General features: G+C 70.0%; 28 protein-coding genes. 7 read left to right on the top strand and 21 right to left on the bottom strand.

Annotation, left to right across the window (positions count from 1 at the left end):
- Positions 1-57 precede the first annotated feature (57 nt).
- The 14 genes from OG259_RS17360 to OG259_RS17295 form a co-directional block, all read right to left on the bottom strand.
- Positions 58-321: a hypothetical protein gene (locus OG259_RS17360; RefSeq protein ID WP_266895368.1), complete on the bottom strand. Its 264-nt coding sequence runs from the start codon at positions 319-321 to the stop codon at positions 58-60.
- Positions 308-574, bottom strand: coding sequence for a hypothetical protein (locus OG259_RS17355; protein ID WP_328943084.1), 267 nt, complete (start codon positions 572-574; stop codon positions 308-310). Before OG259_RS17355 ends, OG259_RS17360 begins: the two co-directional genes overlap by 14 nt.
- A 24-nt stretch (positions 575-598) precedes the next feature.
- Positions 599-1,510, bottom strand: coding sequence for a peptidoglycan-binding protein (locus tag OG259_RS17350; protein ID WP_328943083.1), 912 nt, complete (start codon positions 1,508-1,510; stop codon positions 599-601).
- An 84-nt stretch (positions 1,511-1,594) separates the two neighbouring features.
- Positions 1,595-2,023 (bottom strand): ATP-binding protein, encoded by a 429-nt coding sequence (locus OG259_RS17345; protein WP_328943082.1) that lies wholly within the window; start codon positions 2,021-2,023, stop codon positions 1,595-1,597.
- Between the two features lie 28 nt (positions 2,024-2,051).
- A complete protein-coding gene (locus OG259_RS17340) occupies positions 2,052-2,693 on the bottom strand; it encodes a hypothetical protein (protein WP_328943081.1) in 642 nt (213 codons plus the stop codon).
- Positions 2,693-3,790 carry a hypothetical protein gene (locus OG259_RS17335; RefSeq protein WP_328943080.1) on the bottom strand — a complete coding sequence of 366 codons (1,098 nt, stop codon included), beginning with the start codon at positions 3,788-3,790 and terminating at the stop codon, positions 2,693-2,695. The genes OG259_RS17340 and OG259_RS17335 overlap by 1 nt, the downstream gene beginning before the upstream one ends.
- Positions 3,791-3,800: 10 nt before the next feature.
- Positions 3,801-4,940, bottom strand: a complete 1,140-nt coding sequence (locus OG259_RS17330) for a hypothetical protein (RefSeq protein WP_328943079.1) — start codon at positions 4,938-4,940, stop codon at positions 3,801-3,803.
- Between the two features lie 31 nt (positions 4,941-4,971).
- Positions 4,972-6,159, bottom strand: a complete 1,188-nt coding sequence (locus tag OG259_RS17325) for a hypothetical protein (protein ID WP_328943078.1) — start codon at positions 6,157-6,159, stop codon at positions 4,972-4,974.
- A gap of 34 nt (positions 6,160-6,193) precedes the next feature.
- Positions 6,194-7,384 (bottom strand): hypothetical protein, encoded by a 1,191-nt coding sequence (locus OG259_RS17320; protein WP_328943077.1) that lies wholly within the window; start codon positions 7,382-7,384, stop codon positions 6,194-6,196.
- Positions 7,385-7,537: 153 nt separating this feature from the next.
- Positions 7,538-8,461, bottom strand: coding sequence for a phage distal tail protein (locus OG259_RS17315; RefSeq protein WP_328943076.1), 924 nt, complete (start codon positions 8,459-8,461; stop codon positions 7,538-7,540).
- A gap of 210 nt (positions 8,462-8,671) precedes the next feature.
- Entirely contained in the window at positions 8,672-9,928 is a 1,257-nt protein-coding gene (locus OG259_RS17310) for a tape-measure protein (protein ID WP_328943075.1), read from the bottom strand.
- Positions 9,925-11,133 (bottom strand): phage tail protein, encoded by a 1,209-nt coding sequence (locus OG259_RS17305; protein WP_328943074.1) that lies wholly within the window; start codon positions 11,131-11,133, stop codon positions 9,925-9,927. Before OG259_RS17305 ends, OG259_RS17310 begins: the two co-directional genes overlap by 4 nt.
- A 31-nt stretch (positions 11,134-11,164) precedes the next feature.
- Complete coding sequence (locus OG259_RS17300; protein WP_328943073.1) at positions 11,165-12,118, bottom strand: hypothetical protein; 954 nt, start codon at positions 12,116-12,118, stop codon at positions 11,165-11,167.
- A 93-nt stretch (positions 12,119-12,211) separates the two neighbouring features.
- Positions 12,212-12,424: a hypothetical protein gene (locus OG259_RS17295; protein WP_328943072.1), complete on the bottom strand. Its 213-nt coding sequence runs from the start codon at positions 12,422-12,424 to the stop codon at positions 12,212-12,214.
- A gap of 302 nt (positions 12,425-12,726) precedes the next feature.
- Between OG259_RS17295 and OG259_RS17290 the strand changes: the two genes are divergently transcribed.
- Positions 12,727-13,491 carry a hypothetical protein gene (locus OG259_RS17290; protein ID WP_328943071.1) on the top strand — a complete coding sequence of 255 codons (765 nt, stop codon included), beginning with the start codon at positions 12,727-12,729 and terminating at the stop codon, positions 13,489-13,491.
- A 27-nt stretch (positions 13,492-13,518) separates the two neighbouring features.
- On the opposite strand, the gene OG259_RS17285 is transcribed toward OG259_RS17290, so the two are convergent.
- The 4 genes from OG259_RS17285 to OG259_RS17270 form a co-directional block, all read right to left on the bottom strand.
- Entirely contained in the window at positions 13,519-13,887 is a 369-nt protein-coding gene (locus OG259_RS17285; RefSeq protein ID WP_328947109.1) for a hypothetical protein, read from the bottom strand.
- A gap of 65 nt (positions 13,888-13,952) precedes the next feature.
- A complete protein-coding gene (locus OG259_RS17280; RefSeq protein ID WP_266895398.1) occupies positions 13,953-14,243 on the bottom strand; it encodes a hypothetical protein in 291 nt (96 codons plus the stop codon).
- A gap of 85 nt (positions 14,244-14,328) precedes the next feature.
- The gene (locus tag OG259_RS17275) at positions 14,329-14,940 is read right to left on the bottom strand and encodes a phage tail tube protein (RefSeq protein ID WP_266895400.1); all 612 of its coding nucleotides are present in this window, start codon (positions 14,938-14,940) and stop codon (positions 14,329-14,331) included.
- A 123-nt stretch (positions 14,941-15,063) separates the two neighbouring features.
- Entirely contained in the window at positions 15,064-15,474 is a 411-nt protein-coding gene (locus OG259_RS17270) for a hypothetical protein (RefSeq protein ID WP_266895402.1), read from the bottom strand.
- A gap of 325 nt (positions 15,475-15,799) precedes the next feature.
- Here OG259_RS17270 and OG259_RS17265 point away from each other — a divergent pair, with 325 nt between their 5' ends.
- Positions 15,800-16,624 (top strand): hypothetical protein, encoded by an 825-nt coding sequence (locus tag OG259_RS17265; RefSeq protein WP_328943070.1) that lies wholly within the window; start codon positions 15,800-15,802, stop codon positions 16,622-16,624.
- 53 nt (positions 16,625-16,677) lie between these two features.
- Here the strand turns inward: OG259_RS17265 and OG259_RS17260 are convergent, their stop codons facing one another.
- Genes OG259_RS17260 through OG259_RS17250 form a run of 3 tightly spaced genes read right to left on the bottom strand, consistent with a single transcriptional unit; the run spans position 16,678 to position 17,946 of the window.
- Positions 16,678-16,881, bottom strand: coding sequence for a hypothetical protein (locus OG259_RS17260; RefSeq protein ID WP_030318670.1), 204 nt, complete (start codon positions 16,879-16,881; stop codon positions 16,678-16,680).
- Positions 16,875-17,654: a hypothetical protein gene (locus tag OG259_RS17255; protein WP_328943069.1), complete on the bottom strand. Its 780-nt coding sequence runs from the start codon at positions 17,652-17,654 to the stop codon at positions 16,875-16,877. Before OG259_RS17255 ends, OG259_RS17260 begins: the two co-directional genes overlap by 7 nt.
- Positions 17,647-17,946 (bottom strand): WhiB family transcriptional regulator, encoded by a 300-nt coding sequence (locus OG259_RS17250; RefSeq protein WP_328943068.1) that lies wholly within the window; start codon positions 17,944-17,946, stop codon positions 17,647-17,649. The genes OG259_RS17255 and OG259_RS17250 overlap by 8 nt, the downstream gene beginning before the upstream one ends.
- A gap of 236 nt (positions 17,947-18,182) precedes the next feature.
- On the opposite strand from OG259_RS17250, the gene OG259_RS17245 reads away from it, so the two are divergent.
- The 5 genes from OG259_RS17245 (at position 18,183) to tuf (ending at position 23,284) form a co-directional block, all read left to right on the top strand.
- Positions 18,183-18,632: a helix-turn-helix domain-containing protein gene (locus tag OG259_RS17245; RefSeq protein ID WP_266895412.1), complete on the top strand. Its 450-nt coding sequence runs from the start codon at positions 18,183-18,185 to the stop codon at positions 18,630-18,632.
- Positions 18,633-18,926: 294 nt separating this feature from the next.
- A complete protein-coding gene (rpsL, locus tag OG259_RS17240; protein WP_003948652.1) occupies positions 18,927-19,298 on the top strand; it encodes a 30S ribosomal protein S12 in 372 nt (123 codons plus the stop codon).
- Between the two features lie 2 nt (positions 19,299-19,300).
- Positions 19,301-19,771 carry a 30S ribosomal protein S7 gene (gene rpsG, locus OG259_RS17235; RefSeq protein ID WP_015035567.1) on the top strand — a complete coding sequence of 157 codons (471 nt, stop codon included), beginning with the start codon at positions 19,301-19,303 and terminating at the stop codon, positions 19,769-19,771.
- Between the two features lie 39 nt (positions 19,772-19,810).
- Complete coding sequence (gene fusA, locus OG259_RS17230) at positions 19,811-21,940, top strand: elongation factor G (RefSeq protein WP_189831628.1); 2,130 nt, start codon at positions 19,811-19,813, stop codon at positions 21,938-21,940.
- 150 nt (positions 21,941-22,090) lie between these two features.
- Positions 22,091-23,284, top strand: a complete 1,194-nt coding sequence (tuf, locus tag OG259_RS17225) for an elongation factor Tu (RefSeq protein WP_026058274.1) — start codon at positions 22,091-22,093, stop codon at positions 23,282-23,284.
- The last annotated feature ends 83 nt before the right edge of the window (positions 23,285-23,367 follow it).

Genomic DNA, 23,367 nt, shown 5'->3' with positions numbered 1-23,367 from the left:
GTCGCTTGACCGAAGGGCGGTCACCCCGATGGGGTGGCCGCCCTTCGGCGTGCCCGGCTAGCGGGCGGCGAGTTCCCAGACGGCGACGAGCACGCCGGCGCTCGCGGCCAGGGCGGCGATGCTGGTCAGCGGCCAGCGGGAGCGCTCCAGGTCGTCGAGGCGGGCCTCGTGGTCGGCGAGCTGTCGGTCGGTCTGGTCGCTGCGCTGTACGAGCAGCGCGAGCGAGCCGTCGACGCGGGCGAAGCCGGCCTCCAGGGTGCCGCGGAGCCGTTCCAGTTCGAGGGCGACGGCGACGGGGTCGTTCGGATCAGACTCGGTCATCGGCACCGCCCTCGGCCGGGGCGCTGCCGTCGCCGGCGTCGACGGCGTCGCTGCGGAGCCAGGACGGCAGCAGGGTCTGCACCACGTCCAGGGCCATCACCCGGGCGAGACCTCCGGCGACGGCCAGCGCCCCGGCGACCCAGGGGAGGGTCGCGGGGACACCGGAGGCGTCGACGATCGCGGGGAGCACGACGGCGATGCCGACGGCGGACTGGAGGACGGTGCGGGCCGTGCGCTTGGCGGCATCGGACATCGGGGGTCTCCTCTGGTGCGGTGGCTACTTCGTGTGCGGGACCTTCAGCGCGCTCCAGGACGCGGCGCCGGGGATGCCGTCGGCGTCGGAGCCGCGGAAGCCGAGCTTGCGCTGCCACTTCGCGTAGCTGAGCCGGTCGGCCTCGCTCCAGCGGGGGCCGGGGCCGACGGTGTACGCGGAGCAGCCCTCGGCGACGAGACGGCGGCCCATGGCCGTGATGACCGGGGAGCTCGTCTCCTTGCGGAAGAACGAGGTGCCCGGGAACGGCTGGAGGCGGGGGACGGCGGGCTTTCCGCTGTCGGGGGTGTTCTTGGCGGGGTCCTTGGCGAGCCGGGTCTGGACCCGCTGGCGGAGGGTCGGCATGCCGAAGCCCTTGGGGTCGCTCTTCCAGTCGGACCACTCCAGGTGGCCGATGACGGACTTGGCGCCCCAGCCGTGGGCCCGGCACAGGGCGGCGGAGACCCGTTCGATGGCGTCGAGCTGGGCGGCCGGCCAGGGGTCGGTGCCGTTGCCGAGGTTGATGCATTCGAAGCCGTAGAAGCGGGAGTTTCCGTCGACGGCGTCCTGGCTGCCCTGGTGGGCGCGCGGGGTCGGCGGCCGGTCGCCGTACGTCTCGGTGACCACGGCCTGGAGGACGGACGGGTCGCCGCCGCCGGCGTGGTTGGCGCGCCCGTTGCCGACGAGGTGGACGGTGCCGTCCTTGGCGATGACGCCGTGGCAGAGCGGTCCGGGCAGGCCCTCGTAGCCGTTGAAGCACATCTCGACGGACGAGGTGGTGCCGGAGCTGACGGTGTGGTGGATCATCACGCCGGCGACGGGGCCCCAGGCGCCGGCGTGGTTGCGGTTGTGGGTGCGCCAGCCGGGGTGTTCGACGACGGTGACGCCTTCGGCGCGGAGCGCGGCGACGAGCCGGTCCGCGGGGAGGGGAGTGGCCATCTGGTGTCCTCCGGACATGAAAAAGGCCCGCACGGAGGGCGGGCGTACGGGTGGGCGGCGGGCCGGCCGAGGGGCCGGGGCCGACTACGGGGCCGGGGTCGTCTCCGGTGCGGGCTCCGTCTCCGGGGCCGGCTCGGGGTCCGGTTCGGGGGCGGCGGGGACCCAGGCGGCGCAGAGCGCGGCGTAGGCCAGTCGACGGGTCTCGAAGTCGGCGAGCGAGGCCTCGACGGCCCGCTGGACGGCGGTCGGGTCGGGCACGGCCGGGTTGCCGTTGGCCGGGTTGACGGTGACCAGGCCGTAGCCGCGGAGGAAGGCGCTGGTCTCGCCGTTCTCGCTGATCTGGGCGGTGACGTACACGGCCGGGTACTCGCCGGTCATCGGGTCGGGCTCCAGCGGGCCGCCGAGGGTGTTGTCGTACAGGCGGACGCCGATCGTGTGGCCGTTCTCGGTGACGGTGCCGCGGCCCGCGTAGTCGATGGGCAGGCCCCAGGGGTGGTTCGGGTCGGGGATCATGGTGGCTCCTCTCAGGGGGTGGGGCGGGTCAGGTCTGGCGGCCGTACATCAGGATCGGTTTGGCGTAGACCGTGCCGGAGGCGCTGGTCACGAGGCCGTGGATCTCCACCGTCAGGTCCTTGCCGAAGTTGGTCTGCATGTCGGCGGTGACGAAGTCGGTGGTGTCGAAGACGGCGCCGGCGGCGACGGTCGCACCGAACTGGACGCCGTTGACCATCACCCGGATCTGGCCGGTGGCGCCGCTGGAGACCCGGGTGGCCATCCGCAGGCGCATCTTGGGCTGCCAGATCGGGTTCTGGGACTGGGCGATCGTGGTCCACGCGGTGGCGCTGGTGGCCGGCCAGTTCGCGGAGGCCAGGTCCTGCGGCGGGAGCATCGGCAGCCAGGGCCGGGCGAGACCGCCGGTGATGATGTCGTCCGAGAGGATCTCGTGGCCGTAGGCGTCGTTGACCCGCAGGACCGGCTTGGCGGAGCCGGGCCCGCTGCTGTTGATCTGGGTGACGGTGACGGAGGTCGTCGGGTCGTCGGGGTTGGGCTGCCGGCGCACGGTGAGCGAGCCGTTGACGACCTCGGTGATCGGGGGGCGGGTGTTCACCGCGGTGGACAGTGCCTGGATCCGGCGCTCCATCTGGATGAGCCGGTCGATGATGTCCTCGGGCAGCTGGGCCATCAGGCCTCCTCAAGGCTGAGCTCGGCGGTGTCGGGGCGGCCGCGCTCCGGTGGCCGGAACTTGACGCCGACGATCCGGTAGCGGGCGTCGAGCCCCTGGGGGTGCCACTCGTCGGTGATCCGGATCCTGGCGGTACGGCCGAGGAGCGCGGGCGGAACGATTCCGCCACCCAGTCGGATGCTGATCTCGGGGATCAGTACGGAGCCGCTCGCCGCCGTGACCTGGGCCAGGGCCAGCGAGTTGAGCGTGTCGACGTCGCTGATGTCGTTGTGGTCGGAGGACAGGTCGACCAGCGGCCAGTCCGCGTGCTGCGGGCTGAGCTTCACCTCGGAGCAGGTGGGCCGGGACTCCGAGGCGGCGTTCGTGTTCGTCGTGGCGCCGCGGGCGACGGCGGCGGTGCCGCCCCGGGTCGCGTCGTCGGGGAACGAGTAGCTGAGGATGGTGCCGGGCCGGTCGAAGACCATGTCGGTCGCGCCGGTACGGATCTTGGGCGAGCCGAGCCGCAGCTGGCGCACACGCGTGCCGTCGGTCGGGTCGCGGTAGACCAGGATCTGGTACTCGAAGCCGTTCTGCTGGGAGGCGAGCTGGTCGAGCGCCTCCTGGTAGACGGTCTCGTCGCCGAACCGCCAGGACGCCGTCCGCATGATGTCGGACGAGTCGGTGCCGGCCGCGACGCCGCTCTTGCCCAGGCCCGCCGAGAGGTCGGCCCAGAGCGTGCGGGCGATGTCGAACTGATCCGTCGGCAGGGTGAACGTGATCGGCCTGCGGATGCGGCGCCGGGTCGCGTACGAGTCGAAGGTGGCCGCCTGGATGCCCAGGGTCAGCACCCCGCGGTCGCTGCTCTGCAGGTTGGTCGTCCAGACGATGCCGCCCCACCACAGGTCGCCGCCGCGCTCCAGATAGACCGCGGTGCGGCCCGCCTGGACCTTGTGGGCGCGCTCGGCGATGGCCCGGTCGGAGAGCGGGATGGTGCCGGACAGGGAGCCGGCCCGGCCGATGTAGTCGTCGCACTGGACGTCCCGCAGCGGCAGGATGTCGAGGGTCGTGTCGGTCAGCAGGTCGCAGAAGATCGCCCGGTAGGGCGTGTCGATGGTCATCGGTGGGACCTCACAGCACGTAGGTGGCGGAGACGCGGACGTTTCGGCCGGCCGTGAGAGCGCCGTTCGACGACCAGGTGCGCAGCACCACCTGTCCGTTGGGGGAGAAGTAGGCGCTTCCGGAGGCGAAGCCGTCGCCGGCGGCGGCTTCCAGGTCGAGGACGGAGCGCCAGCCGACGGGCAGCGTGAGCAGTGGCTCGTCGTTGATGTTGCCGGCGCTGTTGGCGTAGATGTCGGCGCCGTTGCGGGTGACGGTGGCGGTGACGGTGGCGATGCCGCGGGTGCGGCGGGCGTTGAACGCGATCAGCGTCCAGCCGGTGAGCGCGGTCGCGCCCGTCGCGATCGTCTCCACCTCCACGGGCGGCTGGTAGTTCACCCAGGCGCTGCCGTTCCAGCGCTGGAGCACGCCCGCGTTGTCGCGGAACTGGCCGGTGTAGCCACCGGTGGTGAGCGTCGTCCCGGTGGGGACGACGCCACCGATCTCCTTCGGGTAGGCGACCCAGGAGGTGCCGTCCCAGCGCTGGAGGAAGTGGGAGTTGTCGTTGTCCTGGTACTGGCCCGGGTAGGAGCCCGGCACTCCGGCGTTGTTGTAGACGGGCAGGATGCCGCCGACGCCGACGACGGTGGCGCGCAGGTCGGTGAGGGCACCGCCCGCCCATTCGATGCCGCCGGTGCCGGCGGAGGCGCCCGCCTTCACCCTGACCTGGAAGAGGGGGAGCGAGCGCGGGGGTGCGGCGGGCGGGACCGGTACCGCCTTCGGTGTGCCGCGCACGATCTCCAGGACGGCTTCGTTCCTGGTCAGGGCGTCGAACTCGTCGTCGTACACACGCAGGACGACGAGGTCCAGCCGGGGGTTGAGCGGGTCGCCGTCGCCGAAGGTGACCACGCTGTCCTCGTCGAGGGTGACGGGGTAGGCGCCCTGGTTGTCCGCTCCCTGGATGACCGCGCGTCCTGGGTGGACGGTCGCGGTCATCGGGCCGCTGGAGGTCATCGAGAGGCCGGCGACCCGGTACTTGCCGTCGATCGAGCCGGGCAGGATGCCGGAGCGCGAGGCGAGCGGGTTGACCGGGGTGGTGGCGCCGTGGGCGGTGAGGCGGGTCGTGACACGGGTCTGCCCGGTCGGCGGGAGCCAGCCGCTGCGGAGTGCCATGGGATTCTCCTGTCGGGTGGGTGGGCCGGTGTCAGAACTGCGGGTCGACGCGGATGAACGTGTTGTCGAAGCCCGCCTTGTGGCCGAGGGTGTTGACGGTGATCCGGAAGAAGGCGGTCAGCGTGTAGCTCGTGCCCGGGGTCAGGTTGGAGAGCCGGCGCATGGCGGAGCAGGAGACCGTGGTGTCGCTCGCGACGATCGCCGCGTACTCGTCGTTGAGGTCCTCGACGACGGTGGCGCCCTGGGTGAGCTTGAGGGCCATGAAGCCGTAGTGGTCGTCCCGGGACTTCATGCGGGCGCCGAAGGTGATGAGGACGCTCTTCGACGGCGGCGCGACGAAGGTCAGCGCGAGCGGGTTCGTGGCGCGTGCCACGAGCGTCGAGGTGTACGTGCCCGACGTGGTGTCGCCGTAGTCGGTGTTGTCCGTGTAGTACGAGCTCGGCACGGACTGCAGCCAGGTGGAACCGTTCCACCGCTGGAGCTGGCCGCCCGCCGAGTCGCGGTACTGGCCGGTGTAGCTGGCGGGCGTGGTGGAGGCGGAGTTCGGGATGATGCCGCCGAGCGCGGACGGGTACGACACCCAGGCGCCGCCGTCCCAGCGCTGGAGCGCGCCGCCGGAGTCCTGGTACTGCCCCGGGTAGGCGCCCGGCAGGACCGGGCCCTCGACGGGCAGGATGCCGCCGAGCGCGACGACCGGGGTGCGCAGGTCCTTGAGCGAGGAGGCCCACGGGATGCCGCCGTTGCCCGCGCTGGCGCCGGCCGGGACGGTCACCTCGTACAGCGGGAGGCTGCGGGGCGGGACCGCCGGGGCCTGCGGGGTCTGCCCCGGGATGCCCTGGATGATCTCGATCTTCGCCTCGTTGCGGTTCGAGGAGTCGTAGAGGTTGTCGTAGATCTTCACGACGAGCAGGTCGATCCGGCCGTACAGGGCGTCGCCCGGCGCGAAGGTGACCGCCTCGGACGTCGGCATGGTCACCGGGTAGACGCCCTGGGAGATGTCGCCCTGGATGACGGCCCGGCCCTCGGAGACGGTCGCGGTCATCGCGGCCGAGCCGTAGGTCCAGAAGCCGGCCATCCGGTACAGGCCGTCGTAGGACCCGGGCAGGACGCCGGAGCGGACCTGGACGGGGTTGGTCAGGGTGGTCACGCCGGTCTGGGTGAGGCGGGTGTCCTCGCGGGTCTGGCCGGTCTCGGCGACCCAGCTGCTGCGCAGGTTCATGGGGTTTCTCCGTTCGGAAGGGAGGGGGCGGGGGTCAGGACTTGATCCACTCGGCGGAGAGGTTGCCGGCGTAGCCCGAGCCGCCGAGGGTCTTCACCGCCACGTCGTGGGTCTGGTAGACGGCGACGTTGATGGTGCTTCCGGCGTTGAGCTTGATCAGGCCCTGGCCGCCGACGACGACGGCGCCGGCGCCGGCCGGGGTCAGCCAGGTGCAGCGCGGTACGCCGACGCTGTCGACCACGATCCGGGCGCCGCGCATGCCGGCCGAGGAGTCGGGGGCCCAGGCGATGTGTGCGGAGATGCGCCACCAGCCGGTCCGCGGGACGCGGTAGTAGGTGCTGCCGGACCAGCCCGCCGCGTCGTCGACGTCGACGCTCTGGAAGCCGACCGTGTACCAGGTGTTGGGCGGGACGGTGGACTGCGCCGTCTGCGAGACGCTGAACAGGATCGAGGACTTGCCCTCGACGTACTGCCAGGCCGTGCCGTCCCAGCGCTGCAGCACACCCGCGTTGTCCCGGTACTGGCCGACGTAACTGCCCGTGGTCACCGTGCCGTTGGGGGCGATGCCGCCGAGGGGCTTGGCGTACGACACCCAGGTCGTGCCGTCCCAGCGCTGGAGGAGGCCCGAGGCGTCCCGGTACTGGCCGACGTAGGCACCCTTGTAGCCGCTGGTGGGCATGATGCCGCCGAGGGCGACGACCGGCCAGTGCAGGGTGGTCACGTCGGCGGTGCTCCACTGGACACCGCCTGTGCCGGCGGACGTGCCCTTCCGCACCAGGACCGTGTACAGCGGGATCGTGCTGCCGGGGCCGCTCGCCGGGGCGGTCGGGGTGGCCGCGGGGGTGCCCTTGACCAGGCGTACGACCGCCTCGGTGGCGCCCGTGCGGTCGTAGGCGTCGTCCACCACGGCCAGCTCGATCAGGTCGATCCGGTCGTACTGCGGGTCGCCGTCCGCGAGGGTCAGGATCTCCGGCGCGGTCACGGCGACGAGGTAGGCGCCCTGGGCGGTGTCCTTGCCCTGGACGATCGCGCGACCGGTGCCGATCGTGCACTGCATGGGCGTCGAGGCGGCGAGGACGAAGCCGCCGGGCACGATGCCGGGCCGTGAGCGCAGCGGCGTCTCCTCGGCGCTCTGCCCGCTGGGGGTGAGCAGTGCGGCGAGGGTCAGACGGGTGTCCTCGCGGGTCTGGCCGGTGGGCTGGAGCCAAGCGGCACGTACGGTCATGGGGTCACCTCTCCGAGAAGGGGGTCGTGGCGTCGGGGGAAGGCCGCGGTCCGGCTGCTCCCGGTCCGGCGGAAGGAACGGTTCGGTTCCGGGGGGAAGGAACGGTTCGGTGACCGGCCGCCGTGCGGCGGCCGGTCACCGTGCGGGCGCAGGTCACCATTCGGCGCTGCGCCAGCGCACCGTCATCAGCGCGTCCTCGGTCGCCTCGTCGGGCCGGAAGGACAGCTCCGTACGGCCGGGGTCCAGGACGAAGAGCTCCTCCGGGCTGGAGTCGGCCATCGCGGTGTGCAGCCGGGAGGCCGAGTTGTTCAGCAGGACCGTGCCGGCGCGCGTGTCGATGACGAGCTCGTCGCCCGCCGCCAGATCGATCCCGTACCGCAGTCGCCGCCGGCTCGTCCGCTCGGTGACGGTCGGCATGGAGCAGGGGCCGCGGAAGACGATCACCGGGTGCGCCGGGGCGGAACCGATGTTCTCGACGACGGCGTCGCCCGTGCTCTTCGCCTGGCCCCAGAAGAGCGGCCAGACCAGCGGCCAGGTGAGGCCCGACTCCGGCTGCGGGGCGGTGGCGGTGGCGAGCTGCTCGTTGACGACGTACCGGCGCGGGTCGGAGGCCAGCCACTGGATCGACATGCGCGAGCTGCCCTGGGTGGCGAAGCCCTGGTCCGCGGGGACCACGCGCTGCGCGATCCGGGCGCGCACGGTGAGCATCTCGCCGTGCAGCCGGACGGTGAGCCAGCGCTCCTCGTCGAGCAGGGCGAGCGACTGCCGCAGGGCGCGGACGGCCTCGGTGGCCTGGTTCCACTCCGGCATCAGCACGATCGTGCCGCCGACCTTGCGCGGCTTGGCGTACCGGGAGCCCGGCCAGGCGCCGTGGGAGGTCGGCCGGTCGGCGTCGGAGGAGTCGTACTCGGGCAGGTCCTCCCAGCCCGACAGACCGGACTTGTCGACGGCGAACGGGGTGCCGGGCCCGATGAGAAGCCCGGCCCACTGCATCTGCCCGTCCTGGGTGATGAGCGAGCCGGGCGCGAGGTCGGCGGTGAAGTTGCTTCCGGCGTAGGGGGTCGTGGTCTCGGCCATGGGGCCGTCACCTCACTTCGGATGGGGCGCGCACTTCGGACGGTGTGCCGGGAGTGGCGCGGTCAGGCATGGCCGGGTCGGGCATGGCCGGGGTCGGACGGAGCGCGGTCGGACATGGCCGGGTCGGACGGAGCGCGGTCGGACACGGCGGGGGCAGGGGCGCGTTCGGCCGGGGTGTGTTCCGGTAGGGTGCGGTCGGCCGGGGCGCTTTCAGGCATGGGCGGCCGCGAGGAAGAGCAGGTCCTCGGCGGTCGACCGGGGGCCGGCGCCGGGCTCCTCGTGGAAGTCCCGGATGCGGTGCGGCGGTCGGGGCGTCTCGGTGAGGGCCGGGATGCGGCGGTTCTCCAGCTGCGCGAGCGAGTCGATGCGGTAGTCGTCCGCGGAGCCGGGGGAGACGATGCCGCCCTCGGCGAGCATGGGGAGCTTGTCGAGTTCGACGCCGAACTTCTTGCCGGTGAGGGGGATCTCGAAGCTCAGCTTGTTGAGCCCGTCGATGATCCAGTTGGCGAAGGCGATCAGACCGTTGATCGGCCCCTTGACGACGCCGATCACGGCGCTGAGGGCGCCCTTGACCAGGTCGCCGATGCCGCGCATCGCGTTGCTCACGGCGTCCTTGGCGGTACGGAAGAACCCGGGCACCTTGTCGGTGACCCAGTCGACGACCGGCCGGACGGCGCTCTTGATGCCACCGATCGTGTTCGAGGCGATGCCGCGGAGCGCGTTCGTGGCGGAGGAGACGGCGGAGCGGAGCTTGGAGACTCCCTCGATGGCCGCGCCGACGATCCTGAGCGCGGTCTTGAACAGGGTCAGGTAGGCCTTGAAGTAGGTGCCCACGGCCTGGCCGAGGAGCTTCATGATCGGCTGGAGGAACTTCCAGACGGCCTGGAACCCCTTCAGCGCCTGCTGCATGCCCTGCTTGATCAGCCGCTGGCCGGTCTCGGAGTTGACCGCGAGTTCGATCAGGTACGCCGCGATGGGCACGATCAGGCCGACGAGGAAGCCGAGCGGGTTGGCCCGCATGGCGACGTTGACGCCTGTCATGGCGATGGAGGCGATGGTCATGACGGTGCCGAAGGTGCCCATGAGACCGGTGATGACATCGGTGAGGGGCAGCAGCGGCAGGAGGATGCCGAGGACCACGCCCGCGCCGGTGCCGATCTTTCCGGCGGCGGTACGGGCCTTGCCGGCCGCGGTGCCGATCCGCCGGACGCCCGCGGGTGCGGTGGACCTGCGGATCCGGCCCATGGCGGTGGAGGCTCCGGAGGCGTTCCCGCCGAGGCTCCTGAGGGCGGTGCCGCTCGTGCGCAGGGCGGTGGCGAGGCCGCCGATCCCGCCGGTCGCCTGCCGCACGTTCTGGGAGAACCGCCGCAGCGAGCCCCTCGCGTCACCGAGCCCCCGTGACAGGGAGCTCACCGTCGGGACGACCGCCCGGAAGTTCGGCATGGCGCCCGGGGCGACGGCGCTCATGCGCGTGCTCCACGCGCCTTCACGAGGTACATCAGCGCGTCGGCGGTCGCGTGCGGGTCACTGTTCCGGGCCGCGTGGTAGTGCTCGATGTGCAGTCCGGCACCGGCGCCCACGGTCTGGTTGCCCTGGGCCGCGCGGGCACGGCGGGCGGTCTGGGCGAGGAGCCGGTCCAGCTTGGAGAGCGGGAGGACGGCCTCGGCCTCGCCGGCCTCGGCGAGGATCGCCGGGACACCGCCGTGGCGGGGCATGACGACACCACCGGTGGCGAGCATCGGGATGGTCGGGATGCTGACGCCGAAGGTCTTGCCTCCGACGACCGGCACCCAGCCGGGGACGCTGACCTTGACCCGGTTCAGGCTGCCGATCATTCCGTTGATCAGGCCGATGACGGCGTTGATCGGGGACTTCACGCCGTCCTTGATGCCGTTGAACGCCCGGGACGCGATGTCCTTGAGGCCGTTCCAGACGGACGACATCTTGTCCTTGACGGCGGTGAACGCCTTCGGGATCGCGGACTTGATCCAGTTCACCACCGGGGTGATGACGGCCTTGATGCCGTTCCAGACCGTGCTGATCACGGTCTTGATGGCCTTCATGACCGTGGTGATGACCGTCTTCCAGATGTTCACGTAGGTCTTGACGACGGTCGCGACGGCCTTGACGACGGTGGAGATGGCCTTCTTGATGCCGTTCCAGACCGTCTTGATGAGCGATCCGGCCTTCTGCATGATCGGCCCGATGGCCTTCATGACGGAGCTGATCACCGTCTTGATGGCGCTGAACGCCTTCTTCAGGACCGTCTGCATCGTCTTCGAGCGCAACGCCATCTCGACGATCGACTCGATGAGCGGCATGAAGAGTTCGAGCAGCCGGACCAGGAAGTTGCCCTTCATGGACCGGTTGAGCTTGTCCTGGCCCTTGGCCGCCTTGCCGGCGCCGGACTCGTACTTGCCGAGCTTGCCGCCGGCCGACTGGGCGGTGTCGCCGGCCTTCTTCATGGCGCGCTCGGCCTGCTCCGAGGCGGTCTTGAGGTTCTTGAGCTGGGTGCCGGAGCCCTGGGCGTTGGTACGGAGCGTCTTGAGCTGGCCGGATGCCGACCTGCCGGCGTCCCCGACCTTCTTGACCGAGGTGCCGGCGTTGGACGCCTGCGTCTTGAGGTTGCCGAGGGCGGTGGACGCGTTCTTCAGGTTTCTGACGAGAGACATGGATGTACCTCCTTTCGCGGTGGGGTGGGGATCAGGCGGGGGCGCCGAGTTCGTCGTTGATGCTGCGGACCGTGGCCGCGAAGTCGCGCATCTTCTGCGCGAGGGTCCCGGTGTTGTCGGCGAGCCGCTTGGCGTTGTCGGCCGCCTGCCCGAGGGTCCCCGCCTTGGGGACCTTGTCGACCTCCAGGCCGTCCATGGCGAGCTTGAGCTTCCCGATGGCCTTGGCGAACGAGGAGGTCTTCCGGGGGTTCGCGTTCTTCACGGCGCCGTTGATCTTGCCCATGCCGCTGGCGACCAGGGCCATGGTCTGGTGGTCGACGTCCTTGACGGCCAGGGCGATCTTCTCGACGGCGTCCGCCTTCGCGGCCGCGCCCCTCGTCGGCATCTTGCGGAAGTTCGAGACGAACGAGGGGGCGTGGAGGTTGAACTTCGCGAGGTGCGGGTTCAGCCGTTCGAGCTGACCGCGCAGTTCGTCGAAGTTGGCGTCCGCGTTGATGTCGGCCATGCCGCCGGGGGCGACGCCGTTTCTCTCGGCCTCGATCTCCGAGAAGTTCCGTCGGCCGAAGCTGCCGTCCGCACGCGGGCCGAACGTCTCGTTGGTGGCGCTCCTGCCGGCGTGCCACTTCTGCAGCTGGAAGACGATGAAGGCGCCGAGCGCGGTGAGGAGGATGGGGACGATCATGCCGCCGAGGGCGACGAAGGCGGCCCCGACGGCGGCCATGATGCCTTCCTCGGAGCCCTTCTTGATGATCTCGGCCACGGGGCCGAGGCCCAGCTGTTCGAGGACCTGCTCCCAGGGGGCCTTGATCACTTCCTCGGCGACCTTCTCCTGCTCCGCCTTGAGGTCCTCGATCAGTTTGTTGACGGGTGCCAGCTGCTGCTTCATCCACTCGGTGGTGGGCAGCGAATTGTGGTCGACCTTCGTGAGGTAGTGCCGGAGGCTGCCGATCTGGATCGACAGATCCTCTGTTGTCACTTCTGCCATGAGTCACTCCGCTTCCGGCCGGTGACGGCCAAGCGCCGAAAAGCCCCTGCCGGTCCCGGCAGGGGCTCGTTCGTAGGGGCAGCGGGAGGCCGGCTAGGCGTCCTCGGTGCGGCGCGGGCCGCGCCGCACCGTCGCGAGGGCGTCGTTCCAGCCGGCCGCGTAGGCGACCGCCTCACGTCGGTTGACCTCGGCGTACAGGCTGCCGAGCAACGCTCTCTTGTCGAGCGCGGCGGGTCCGTCGAGGAGCTGGCGGAGGCGGTCCTGGAGAGGGATCTGCGGTCGCGATGCCTCGGCCTGCTGGGTCATGGACGCCTGCCTTCCGGTTGCTTGCCCGTGCGTGTGTGGCGGCGCCGCGGATCAGGGGAGCGGGGGCACCACGTGTTCGAACTCTTGTGCGAACAGAGTGTGGAACACCTGTTCGGGGTTTGTCGAGCGGGAAACGTCTGACGGCGTGTCTTCTCGCCTGTTTCCCGAACGGGTTGGCGGCTGATCGGAGCTTCTGTTCGACCGGGTAACCTGGAAGGCGCTCTCCGGACCGGACCACCTCGGGGCGCGGGGGCGCGAGGGGCGCGCGGGGACCCCAGGGGGCTGGAAGGCAGTACTGACGCATGGAAACGGAGCCGGGAGCCAACCGGCGGGAGCGAGTCGTCGACTGGCTCGCGTCCCACCCCGATCTGCCCCATCTCTTCGCACGCCTCTCCGAGCTCGTCCTGGTTCACGGGTACGCCACCGAGGACCTCGTCGTGATGCCCCGGTCCGAGGTCGACCGCCGGGAGACGGCCGCGTTCACCGCGGGCTGGGCCGAAGCGGTGTCGGACGAACTCCCGCGCATACGACGGGAATACGAGAAGCGCGTCGCCGACGCCTACACCCAGGGCCAGGGTGACGCGCGTGGAATCCGCCGGCCGGAGCGCCGGATCGACGGCGGACAGGACGGCGCCCGGGTCATCGCGCTGCCCTTCGCCCGGCTCCTCGAACCGCCGGCCGCCGTGGTCGAGGCCGAGGAGCGGGTACGCAGGGAACGCGAGCTGTTCGAACAGCGGCCCGAACCGGAACCCGAGCACACCTCGGGCCCCGATCCGGGCTCGGACCCGGACGTCCTCCTGACCGCCCAGGAGAGCCGCACCCGAAGGAGCGCCCAGCCGGTACGGAAGGTCGTCCGCGGCAAGGGCGGACGCCCGATCGTGCCGCCGCTCGCCGGGGTACCCGTACAGAACGGCCCGAACGCCGACCGCCGTGACCAGGAGGCCGCCGACCCGGAGCCGCGTCCGGGCAAGGGGCGCCGGGGGTCGTTGTCCGAGCGCGCCAAGGCCCTGGAGAAGGAACTCTCCGGCGAGCGAGCACGGGAAGCGCCCCCGGAGTCCGCTCCCTGACGGGAACGGCCTCCGGGGGCCGCGGGGTCACCCGAAGAACCGGGCGAGGGCATGGGGAGACACGTCCGTGCTCTCCTCGGCACGCGCGCTCCGCCCGTTCTCGTCGGTGTCCGTGCCGTCCGCGCCGTCGTCGTCCCGGTCCGGACCGCCCGGCCGGGGAACGGGCTCCGGCGGATCGGGCTGGTCGCCGTCCTCGCCGCCGTTGACGCACATGAACATCCAGTTGGCGACGGCCAGATGGTCCACCGCGGCGGCCAGCAGGTGATCGGTGATCGACCACTCCGCGGACTCGCCGTGGAGCTCCCGCTGGACGGCGCTGTCCCGCGGCAGGTTCTTGATCAGCGCCAGGACCCGGCGGCTGGAGAGGGTGCCGCGGTGCCAGTCGAGGAGATCGATGGAGTAGTAGCGGAGCAGGTCCGCCTCAAGGGCCTCGGCGTGTTCGTCGACGAACTCGACGAGGCTCAGTCTTCCCCCAGGCCGAGCCCGGTCTCCTTGCCGTAGGCCTCCAGGATGGCGGCGATGTCCTGCATGGTGACGTCGTGCTGCTCGAAACGAGCGAACTGCTTCTCACCCATCAGGAGTTCGAGCAGGCCGTCCACGTCGTTGTCGTCGAGCTTGCGCAGCGCCTTGGCCGTCGCACGGCTCAGTTCGGTCGGAAGGGTGTAGCTCTCGCCGTCCAGCTCGAAGGACCAGGCGCGGCCGTGGGCCTCCTGTCGCTGGGCGCGGGCTGCGTTGACGTCGAAACGGGCCATGGTGATGCGTACTCCTTGTTCGAGTGAGTGAAGAGGAGAGGGGCGGGGCGGGACGGATCTCTCCGTCCCGCCCCTGGAGAAGGGATCAGACGGTCGCGGAGTACTGGCTGTCCTTCATGAGGAAGGTCGCCAGCGGCTTGCCGTCGCCCTTCGACATGGCGGTGAAGGTGACGCCCAGCTGCGACGCGGCCTTGCGGGCCAGCTTGATGTCGTCGGTGGCCGTGACCTGGCCGCGCGGGATGATGAAGCGGTACTTGACCGCGGTCGTGCCACCGGCCTTGACGTCGGTGAACTCCAGGCCGAGGGCACGCACGTCGGCGAACGGGCGCTCGGCGATCTCGTAGCGGTAGGTGTCGACGGCCGGGGTCGGCTCCGCCTTGACGGCGTCGCCGCCCATGAAGAACGGCAGCGTGTCCTCGTTGAACTGGAGCAGCGAGAACTTCAGCGAGAGGTCACGGCTGGAGTAGATGAAGTGGATCGGGGAGACCGACTGCCACGAGTCGATGGGCTCCAGCTTGTCCTTCTTGGAGAAGGTGACGCCGTCGCCGGAGGTGAAGCCCAGGTCCTTCCAGCCCGCGCCGGACCAGTCGGCAGCGGAGTCGGTGCCGAACGTGGCCGGGGCGGAGGTGCCCGCGTCGGCCACGTAGAGCTTGCCGGTACCGGCGACGCGGATCTCGGCCGAGTTGTTTCCTGCCATGGTGTGTTTCTCCTTGGTGAGAGGCTGACCGCCCCGGACGCTCTGTCCGGGTACGGCAAAGGCCCCGCCGGACGGCGAGGCCTGGTCTGTGGGGCGAGCGGCGGGGCGCTCGGGGGCGAGCGGCTAGAACACGCTCAGGGAGAGGCGGATGACGCACAGGTAGCGGTTGGCGCCCCGGTAGAGGTAGTCGGGCAGCCAGCGCGGCCCGTCCTGCTCCTCGACGTCGTGGACGACGTTGTTGGCGCCGATCTGCTTGCCGATGGTGGCGAGCAGGGCCCGGCGGGCGCCGTTGGCGAGGACGTGGGCGGCGTTCTTGGTCGGCCCGTACACCTCGAACTCGATCAGTGGCATGTCGACGTGCAGGTCGCCGATCCAGGCGCCGCCGCGGCGGTTCACCAGGACGGCGAGCTGGGTGCCGTCGAAGCCGGCCGGCGCGTTGACCGCGATGGTCGCGCCGGCGAGCGCCGGATCGGCCTTGAGGACGTCGACGACCAGCTTCTCGACGTCCGGGAACGCACTCGGGGGAGTGGTCATGACGGTTTCTCCTCGGGTGAGGGATGCGGGACGGGGTGCCGCCCGGGGCGCTCCGGCGGGAGGGGGCGGGGCGCGGCAGCGCGCCCGGACGGCGAACGGCGAAGCCGCCGCCCGTTGTTCGGGCGCAGCTCCGCCGCTGCACCAACTGTGACAGAGAGCGTGCGCGCACGCAACTAGTTCTGTGCGGTCGACGGATCCCCGTGCGCACATCCCCTGTACGCCCCTCCGCGGGCCCTCCGCGCGGGCCCTTCCGCGCGGGCCCTTCCGCGCGTGGCCCGGACAGGCGCCGGATAGGTTGGCGGCCACCCGACCGAGGAGCCGCCCCGTGCCCGCCCGCCCCAGCCTTCTGTACGTCACCGACCTCGCCTACCCGGCCCGTGGACGGCGCTACTGCGACGAGGACATCCACCTCACCGCCCGGCTGCGCGAGACCTTCGACCTGGCGCTCTGTCATCCGCTCGACGCCGCCGCGCTCATGGACGGCTTCGACGCCGTCGTCGTCCGCAACAGCGGCCCGGTCCTCGGCTACCAGAAGGAGTACGACGCCTTCCGCGAGCGCGCCCTGGCCGAGGGCACCCGCGTCTACAACCCGCTCCACGGCCGCGGCGACATGGCCGGCAAGCAGTACCTGCTCGACCTGACCACCGCCGGATACCCCGTCATCCCCACCGTCGACCGGCCCGAGGACCTCCACCGGCTGCCCGCCGCCACCGCGTACGCGGTCAAGCCCAAGGCCGGGGCCGACTCGATAGGCCTGCGCTTCCTGGCGTACGAGGAACTCGCCGGCCTCGCGTACGACGGCCTCCTCGTCCAGCCGCGCATCGACTTCCGGTACGAGGTCTCCTTCTACTTCGTCGACGACCTCTTCCAGTACGCCCTCCACGCCCCCGACCCCGAACGCCGCTGGGTCCTGGAGCCGTACGAGCCCACCGAGGACGACCTCGCCTTCGCCCGCCGCTTCATCGACTGGAACACCCTCGACCACGGCATCCAGCGCGTGGACGCCTGCCGTGCCCCCGGCGGCGAGCTGCTCCTCGTCGAACTGGAGGACCTCAACCCCTATCTCTCCCTGGACCGCGTCCCCGAGGAGACCCGCGACCGCTTCGTCGCCGTTCTCACGGCCTCCCTCGACCGATTCCTGAGGGCATGAGAAAGCGCCCCCCGTCCTTCCTGGACGGGGGGCGCTTCTCGTACGGGGGGAAGTCAGGCGGTACGGGGACGGCGGCGGGCGACACGCTCGGCGGCGAAGACGTCCTCCAGGCGGAAGAGCTGCGCCCGGCCCGCCTTGCCGGCGGCCCGCAGATGACCGAGCTGGACCCACTTGCGGATGGTCGCGGGGGCGACGCCCGCCTCCTCGGCGGCGAGCGGTCCCGGAATCAGGGCCGGCAGGGCGGGCGAGCTCAGCACGAGGTCTCCTCCGTGTCGTTCGTCGTGGGGTCCGCGATCGTGCTCGTCGTCGTGTCCATCGCCGCCTCGATCTCCTCGGCAAGGGCTCCGGAGGCCGCCGCGAGCTCCTCCCACTCCCGCTCCGGCCACAGGTGCCGGTAGGCCGGGTCGTCCTGACAGCCGCACACCTCGTCCGTGCACACACAGGCCGGGTTCACACAGAGCACGGCGCGCCGGTCGGGGAAGGCCCGCAGCGACACCGAATCGCACCAGGGGCAGCGGCCCGACACCCGGACCACCGTCTCCGAGTCGCCGAGCGTCCGGGCGCAGCGCCGGGCCATCCGGCGGATCTCGTCCCGCACGTGCCGGGCCAGGTCCGGGTCGGCGGCGATCGCGTCGAGCAGTCCCACCACCCGCCGGAGCCGGTCGATGACCCCTGCGCGGGGCGGCCGGGGGAGCGCGAGCCGGGCGCACACGGCCTCCTCCAGCTCCACCACCCCGTCGGTGATGTCGCGGATGGCGTCGGAGACGTGCAGCCGGATGGGGGCGGCGCCATGGCCGGGGACGGCGAGCCCGTGCCGCTGCTGGAGGAGCAGCGCCTCACGGCGCTCCTCGCGGATCTGCTCGTCGCGGCCGGCGGGGGAGGGGGCCGGGGCGCTCCCGGCGGGGCCGCGGCGGCCGGGCGCGAGCTCTTCGGCGAGCTCGGGGAACTGGCGTACGAGGGAAGCGGTCCAGAGCGCGATGTCACGCAGCACCGGCTCGACGGATGCGGTGGGGGGCGTGCGGTCAGCCACGGCGGCCGCTCCAGGCGAGCGTCGGGGTGAGGGCGACCGCCTTCGCGACGCGCGCCGGGTCCGCCGGCCGCCCGTTGCGGTACAGGCGGCCCGCGCACACGCCGTCGAAGTAGCTCTCGGCGGGGGCCACCGCCGTCTCGCACTCGCGGCGGACGGGGCAGTCGGCACAGGCGCGCAGCGCCGGGGCCGCCTCCTTGGCGCGGCGGGCGAAGACGACGGACGGGGAGAGGCCGGCACACGCGGCGGCGGCCTGCCAGGGGGTGGGGTCGGGCTGGAACAAGAGGTTCTCCACGGTCCGGGGCTCCCGGGGACTCCCATGGGGCCGATGGGGCCGTTGGGGCTCAGGGGGCCGACGAGTGCGGCGGCGAGCCAGACTTACATGTTGCGTGCGGGCGCGCAACAAAAATGTGTGGCACCTCCGGGGTCACCTTCACCGATTCGACACGTTGCGTACCCGAAACCAGGTAATTCCTTGCGCGCAAGCACGCTAGAGTTGAGCGCCTGGAGGAGTGGAGTGAGGAGCTGTACATGACCACTCGTGGGCTGGACGAGTTCGCAGGCTGGGTCGAAGGCCTGATGCGACAGCGCGGCTACGACATCGACAGCCCGCGTGGCGGTGGCAAGTCCCGGATCGCGGACGAGGCCGGGGTGCACCGGGCCGCCGTGACGCGGCTGCTGCAGCGGCAGAGCATGCCCGACCTGGAGACCATGCGCAGGATCGCCCCGCTGCTGGGCGTCTCGGTCCGCGACATGCTGATCCGGTCCGGCCGCGTGTCGCCCGAGGAGCTCCCGATGGCGGCGGATCTGCTGCCCCCGAGCGATTGGCAGCCCTCCATGGAGGACTTCGCCCGCTGGCTGGGGGTGCCCGACGAGCGCATGGGCGTCTTCGTCAAGGTCGTGAACCAGTTCCTGGAGCCCGACACGGAGGCCGAGGGGCCCGCCGAGGCCCCGGAACCGCGCCGCACCGCCCGGGACTGACCCCGGTCCCCGCATGATCTTGCCTGGTCCCGGCCTTCCTCGGCCGGGACCACGTGCGCGTGGGCATTTGTTTTGACCGGAGTCCATGCGATAGGTACGCTCAAGCCTTGTGCCTGGGGTGTGCCTGGGCTCGCGTGCGTGTCCTCAACCGCAAGGCGAGTCATATATCGGCCACCGTGATCCGCGCCTTTCCACTCTGGTGGAGGGGTCCGCGAGATTCGACACACCCGACCGCGTGGGTCGGCGAATGTTCCAGGTTAGTTTCACCGACGGCACACAGAAACCGGAGAAGTAGTGCCTACGATCCAGCAGCTGGTCCGGAAGGGCCGGCAGGACAAGGTCGAGAAGAACAAGACGCCCGCACTCGAGGGTTCCCCTCAGCGCCGCGGCGTCTGCACGCGTGTGTTCACGACCACCCCGAAGAAGCCGAACTCGGCGCTCCGTAAGGTCGCGCGTGTGCGTCTGACCTCCGGCATCGAGGTCACGGCCTACATCCCGGGTGAGGGTCACAACCTGCAGGAGCACTCCATCGTGCTCGTGCGTGGTGGCCGTGTGAAGGACCTGCCGGGTGTTCGTTACAAGATCATCCGCGGTTCCCTCGACACGCAGGGCGTCAAGAACCGTAAGCAGGCTCGCAGCCGCTACGGCGCCAAGAAGGAGAAGTAAGAATGCCTCGTAAGGGCCCCGCCCCGAAGCGCCCGGTCATCATCGACCCGGTCTACAGCTCTCCTCTTGTCACCTCGCTGATCAACAAGATCCTGCTGGACGGCAAGCGTTCCACCGCCGAGCGCATCGTGTACGGCGCCATGGAGGGTCTTCGCGAGAAGACCGGCCAGGACCCGGTCATCACGCTGAAGCGCGCTCTCGAGAACGTCAAGCCGGCCCTCGAGGTCAAGTCCCGCCGTGTCGGTGGCGCCACCTACCAGGTGCCGATCGAGGTCAAGCCGGGCCGCGCGTCCACGCTGGCCCTCCGCTGGCTCGTCGGTTACTCCCGCGCCCGTCGCGAGAAGACCATGACCGAGCGCCTCATGAACGAGCTCCTCGACGCCTCGAACGGCCTCGGTGCGGCCGTCAAGAAGCGTGAGGACACGCACAAGATGGCCGAGTCCAACAAGGCCTTCGCGCACTACCGCTGGTAGTCGCAACCCACATCGAGACCGAGAGAAGACTGAGCCGATATGGCTACCACTTCGCTTGACCTTGCCAAGGTGCGCAACATCGGCATCATGGCTCACATCGACGCGGGCAAGACGACCACCACCGAGCGGATCCTGTTCTACACCGGTGTCTCTTACAAGATCGGTGAAGTCCACGACGGCGCTGCCACGATGGACTGGATGGAGCAGGAGCAGGAGCGCGGCATCACCATCACGTCTGCCGCGACGACCTGCCACTGGCCGCTCGAGAATGTCGATCACACGATCAACATCATCGACACGCCGGGTCACGTCGACTTCACCGTCGAGGTGGAGCGTTCGCTGCGCGTGCTCGACGGTGCTGTCACCGTGTTCGACGGTGTGGCCGGCGTCGAGCCCCAGTCCGAGACTGTCTGGCGTCAGGCGGACCGCTACGGCGTTCCGCGTATCTGCTTCGTCAACAAGCTCGACCGTACGGGCGCCGAGTTCCTTCGTTGCGTCGACATGATCGTGGACCGCCTCGGCGCCGTCCCGATCGTCATGCAGCTCCCCATCGGGTCCGAGATGGACTTCCAGGGTGTTGTCGACCTCGTCCGCATGAAGGCTCTCGTCTGGTCCGCCGAGGCCAGCAAGGGCGAGATGTACGACGTCGTCGACATCCCGGCCTCGCACACCGAGCTCGCCGAGGAATGGCGCGCCAAGCTGGTCGAGACCGTCGCGGAGAACGACGAGGAGCTCATGGAGCTCTTCCTCGAGGGCGTCGAGCCCACCGAGGAGCAGCTGTACGCGGCTGTCCGTCGTATCACCATCGCTTCCGGCAAGGGCAACGGCGAGAAGACGGTCACCCCCGTCTTCTGTGGCACCGCGTTCAAGAACAAGGGCGTTCAGCCCCTGCTCGACGCTGTCGTCCGTTACCTGCCGTCGCCCCTGGACGTCGAGGCCATCGAGGGCCACGACGTGCGGGACGCCGAGGTTGTCGTCAAGCGCAAGCCGTCCGACGACGAGCCGCTGTCGGCGCTCGCGTTCAAGATCGCGAGCGACCCGCACCTCGGCAAGCTCACCTTCGTCCGGATCTACTCCGGTCGCCTGGAGGCCGGCACCGCGGTGCTGAACTCCGTCAAGGGCAAGAAGGAGCGCATCGGCAAGATCTACCGCATGCACGCGAACAAGCGTGAGGAGATCGACTCGGTGGGCGCCGGCGACATCGTCGCCGTCATGGGCCTCAAGCAGACCACCACCGGTGAGACGCTGTGTGACGACAAGAACCCGGTCGTGCTGGAGTCCATGGACTTCCCGGCGCCGGTCATTCAGGTCGCCATCGAGCCCAAGTCCAAGGGTGACCAGGAGAAGCTGGGTGTCGCCATCCAGCGTCTCGCGGAGGAGGACCCCTCCTTCCAGGTGCACTCGGACGAGGAGACCGGCCAGACCATCATCGGTGGTATGGGCGAGCTTCACCTCGACATCCTCGTCGACCGTATGCGTCGCGAGTTCAAGGTCGAGGCGAACGTCGGCAAGCCGCAGGTCGCGTACCGCGAGACGATCCGCAAGGCCGTCGAGCGCGTGGACTACACCCACAAGAAGCAGACCGGTGGTACCGGTCAGTTCGCCAAGGTGCAGATCGCGATCGAGCCCATCGAGGGTGGCGACGCCTCCTACGAGTTCGTGAACAAGGTCACCGGTGGCCGCATCCCGAAGGAGTACATCCCTTCGGTCGACGCGGGTGCGCAGGAGGCCATGCAGTTCGGCATCCTGGCCGGCTACGAGATGACTGGCGTCCGCGTCATCCTTCTCGACGGTGGCTACCACGAGGTCGACTCCTCCGAGCTCGCGTTCAAGATCGCCGGTTCGCAGGCCTTCAAGGAGGCCGCGCGGAAGGCTTCGCCGGTCATCCTCGAGCCCATGATGTCCGTCGAGGTCACCACGCCCGAGGACTACATGGGTGAGGTCATCGGCGACATCAACTCCCGCCGTGGTCAGATTCAGGCCATGGAGGAGCGCAGCGGCGCTCGCGTCGTGAAGGGCCTCGTGCCCCTTTCGGAGATGTTCGGCTACGTCGGCGACCTCCGCAGCAAGACCTCGGGTCGCGCAAGCTACTCGATGCAGTTCGACTCCTACGCCGAGGTTCCGCGGAACGTCGCCGAGGAGATCATCGCGAAGGCCAAGGGCGAGTAACTCTTCCGAGTTCACGCTTTAGGCTTGACACCAGTCGCCGGGGCTCAGCCCCCGAAACCCGAGGGATCGGGCCCCGGCGGATGGCATCCCAGCAAAGATCACCTGGCGCCGATGAGCAAGGCGTACAGAACCACTCCGCAGGAGGATTCAGTGGCGAAGGCAAAGTTCGAGCGGACTAAGCCGCACGTCAACATCGGCACCATCGGTCACATTGACCACGGTAAGACGACCCTCACGGCCGCCATTACCAAGGTGCTGCACGACGCGTACCCGGACCTGAACGAGGCCTCGGCCTTCGACCAGATCGACAAGGCTCCCGAGGAGCGCCAGCGCGGTATCACGATCTCGATCGCGCACGTCGAGTACCAGACGGAGTCGCGTCACTACGCGCACGTCGACTGCCCGGGTCACGCTGACTACATCAAGAACATGATCACGGGTGCCGCGCAGATGGACGGCGCGATCCTCGTGGTTGCCGCCACCGACGGCCCGATGCCGCAGACCAAGGAGCACGTGCTCCTGGCCCGCCAGGTCGGCGTTCCGTACATCGTCGTCGCCCTGAACAAGGCCGACATGGTGGACGACGAGGAGATCCTGGAGCTCGTCGAGCTCGAGGTCCGTGAGCTCCTCTCCGAGTACGAGTTCCCGGGCGACGACCTTCCGGTCGTCCGCGTCTCGGCGCTCAAGGCTCTCGAGGGCGACAAGGAGTGGGGCGAGAAGCTTCTCGGCCTCATGCACGCGGTGGACGAGTCCATCCCGCAGCCCGAGCGTGACGTCGACAAGCCGTTCCTGATGCCGATCGAGGACGTCTTCACGATCACCGGTCGTGGCACCGTCGTCACCGGTCGTATCGAGCGCGGTATCCTCAAGGTCAACGAGACCGTCGACATCATCGGCATCAAGACCGAGAAGACCACCACCACGGTCACCGGTATCGAGATGTTCCGCAAGCTGCTCGACGAGGGCCAGGCCGGTGAGAACGTCGGTCTGCTCCTCCGTGGCATCAAGCGTGAGGACGTCGAGCGCGGCCAGGTCATCATCAAGCCGGGTTCGGTCACGCCGCACACGAACTTCGAGGCCCAGGCCTACATCCTGTCGAAGGACGAGGGTGGCCGTCACACCCCGTTCTTCAACAACTACCGCCCGCAGTTCTACTTCCGTACCACGGACGTGACCGGCGTCGTGACCCTCCCCGAGGGCACCGAGATGGTCATGCCGGGCGACAACACCGCCATGAGCGTTGAGCTGATCCAGCCCATCGCCATGGAGGAGGGCCTCAAGTTCGCCATCCGTGAGGGTGGCCGGACCGTCGGCGCCGGCCAGGTCGTCAAGATCACCGCCTGATCGGCGATCTGACCTGGTAGCTCCAGCGAGCTGCTGAGCAGTGAAGGGAAGGCCCCGCACCGAAAGGTGCGGGGCCTTCTCGC

It is taken from the genome of Streptomyces sp. NBC_00250 (assembly GCF_036192275.1).
Classification (GTDB): domain Bacteria; phylum Actinomycetota; class Actinomycetes; order Streptomycetales; family Streptomycetaceae; genus Streptomyces.
This window is presented reverse-complemented; position numbering and strand designations above follow the sequence as displayed.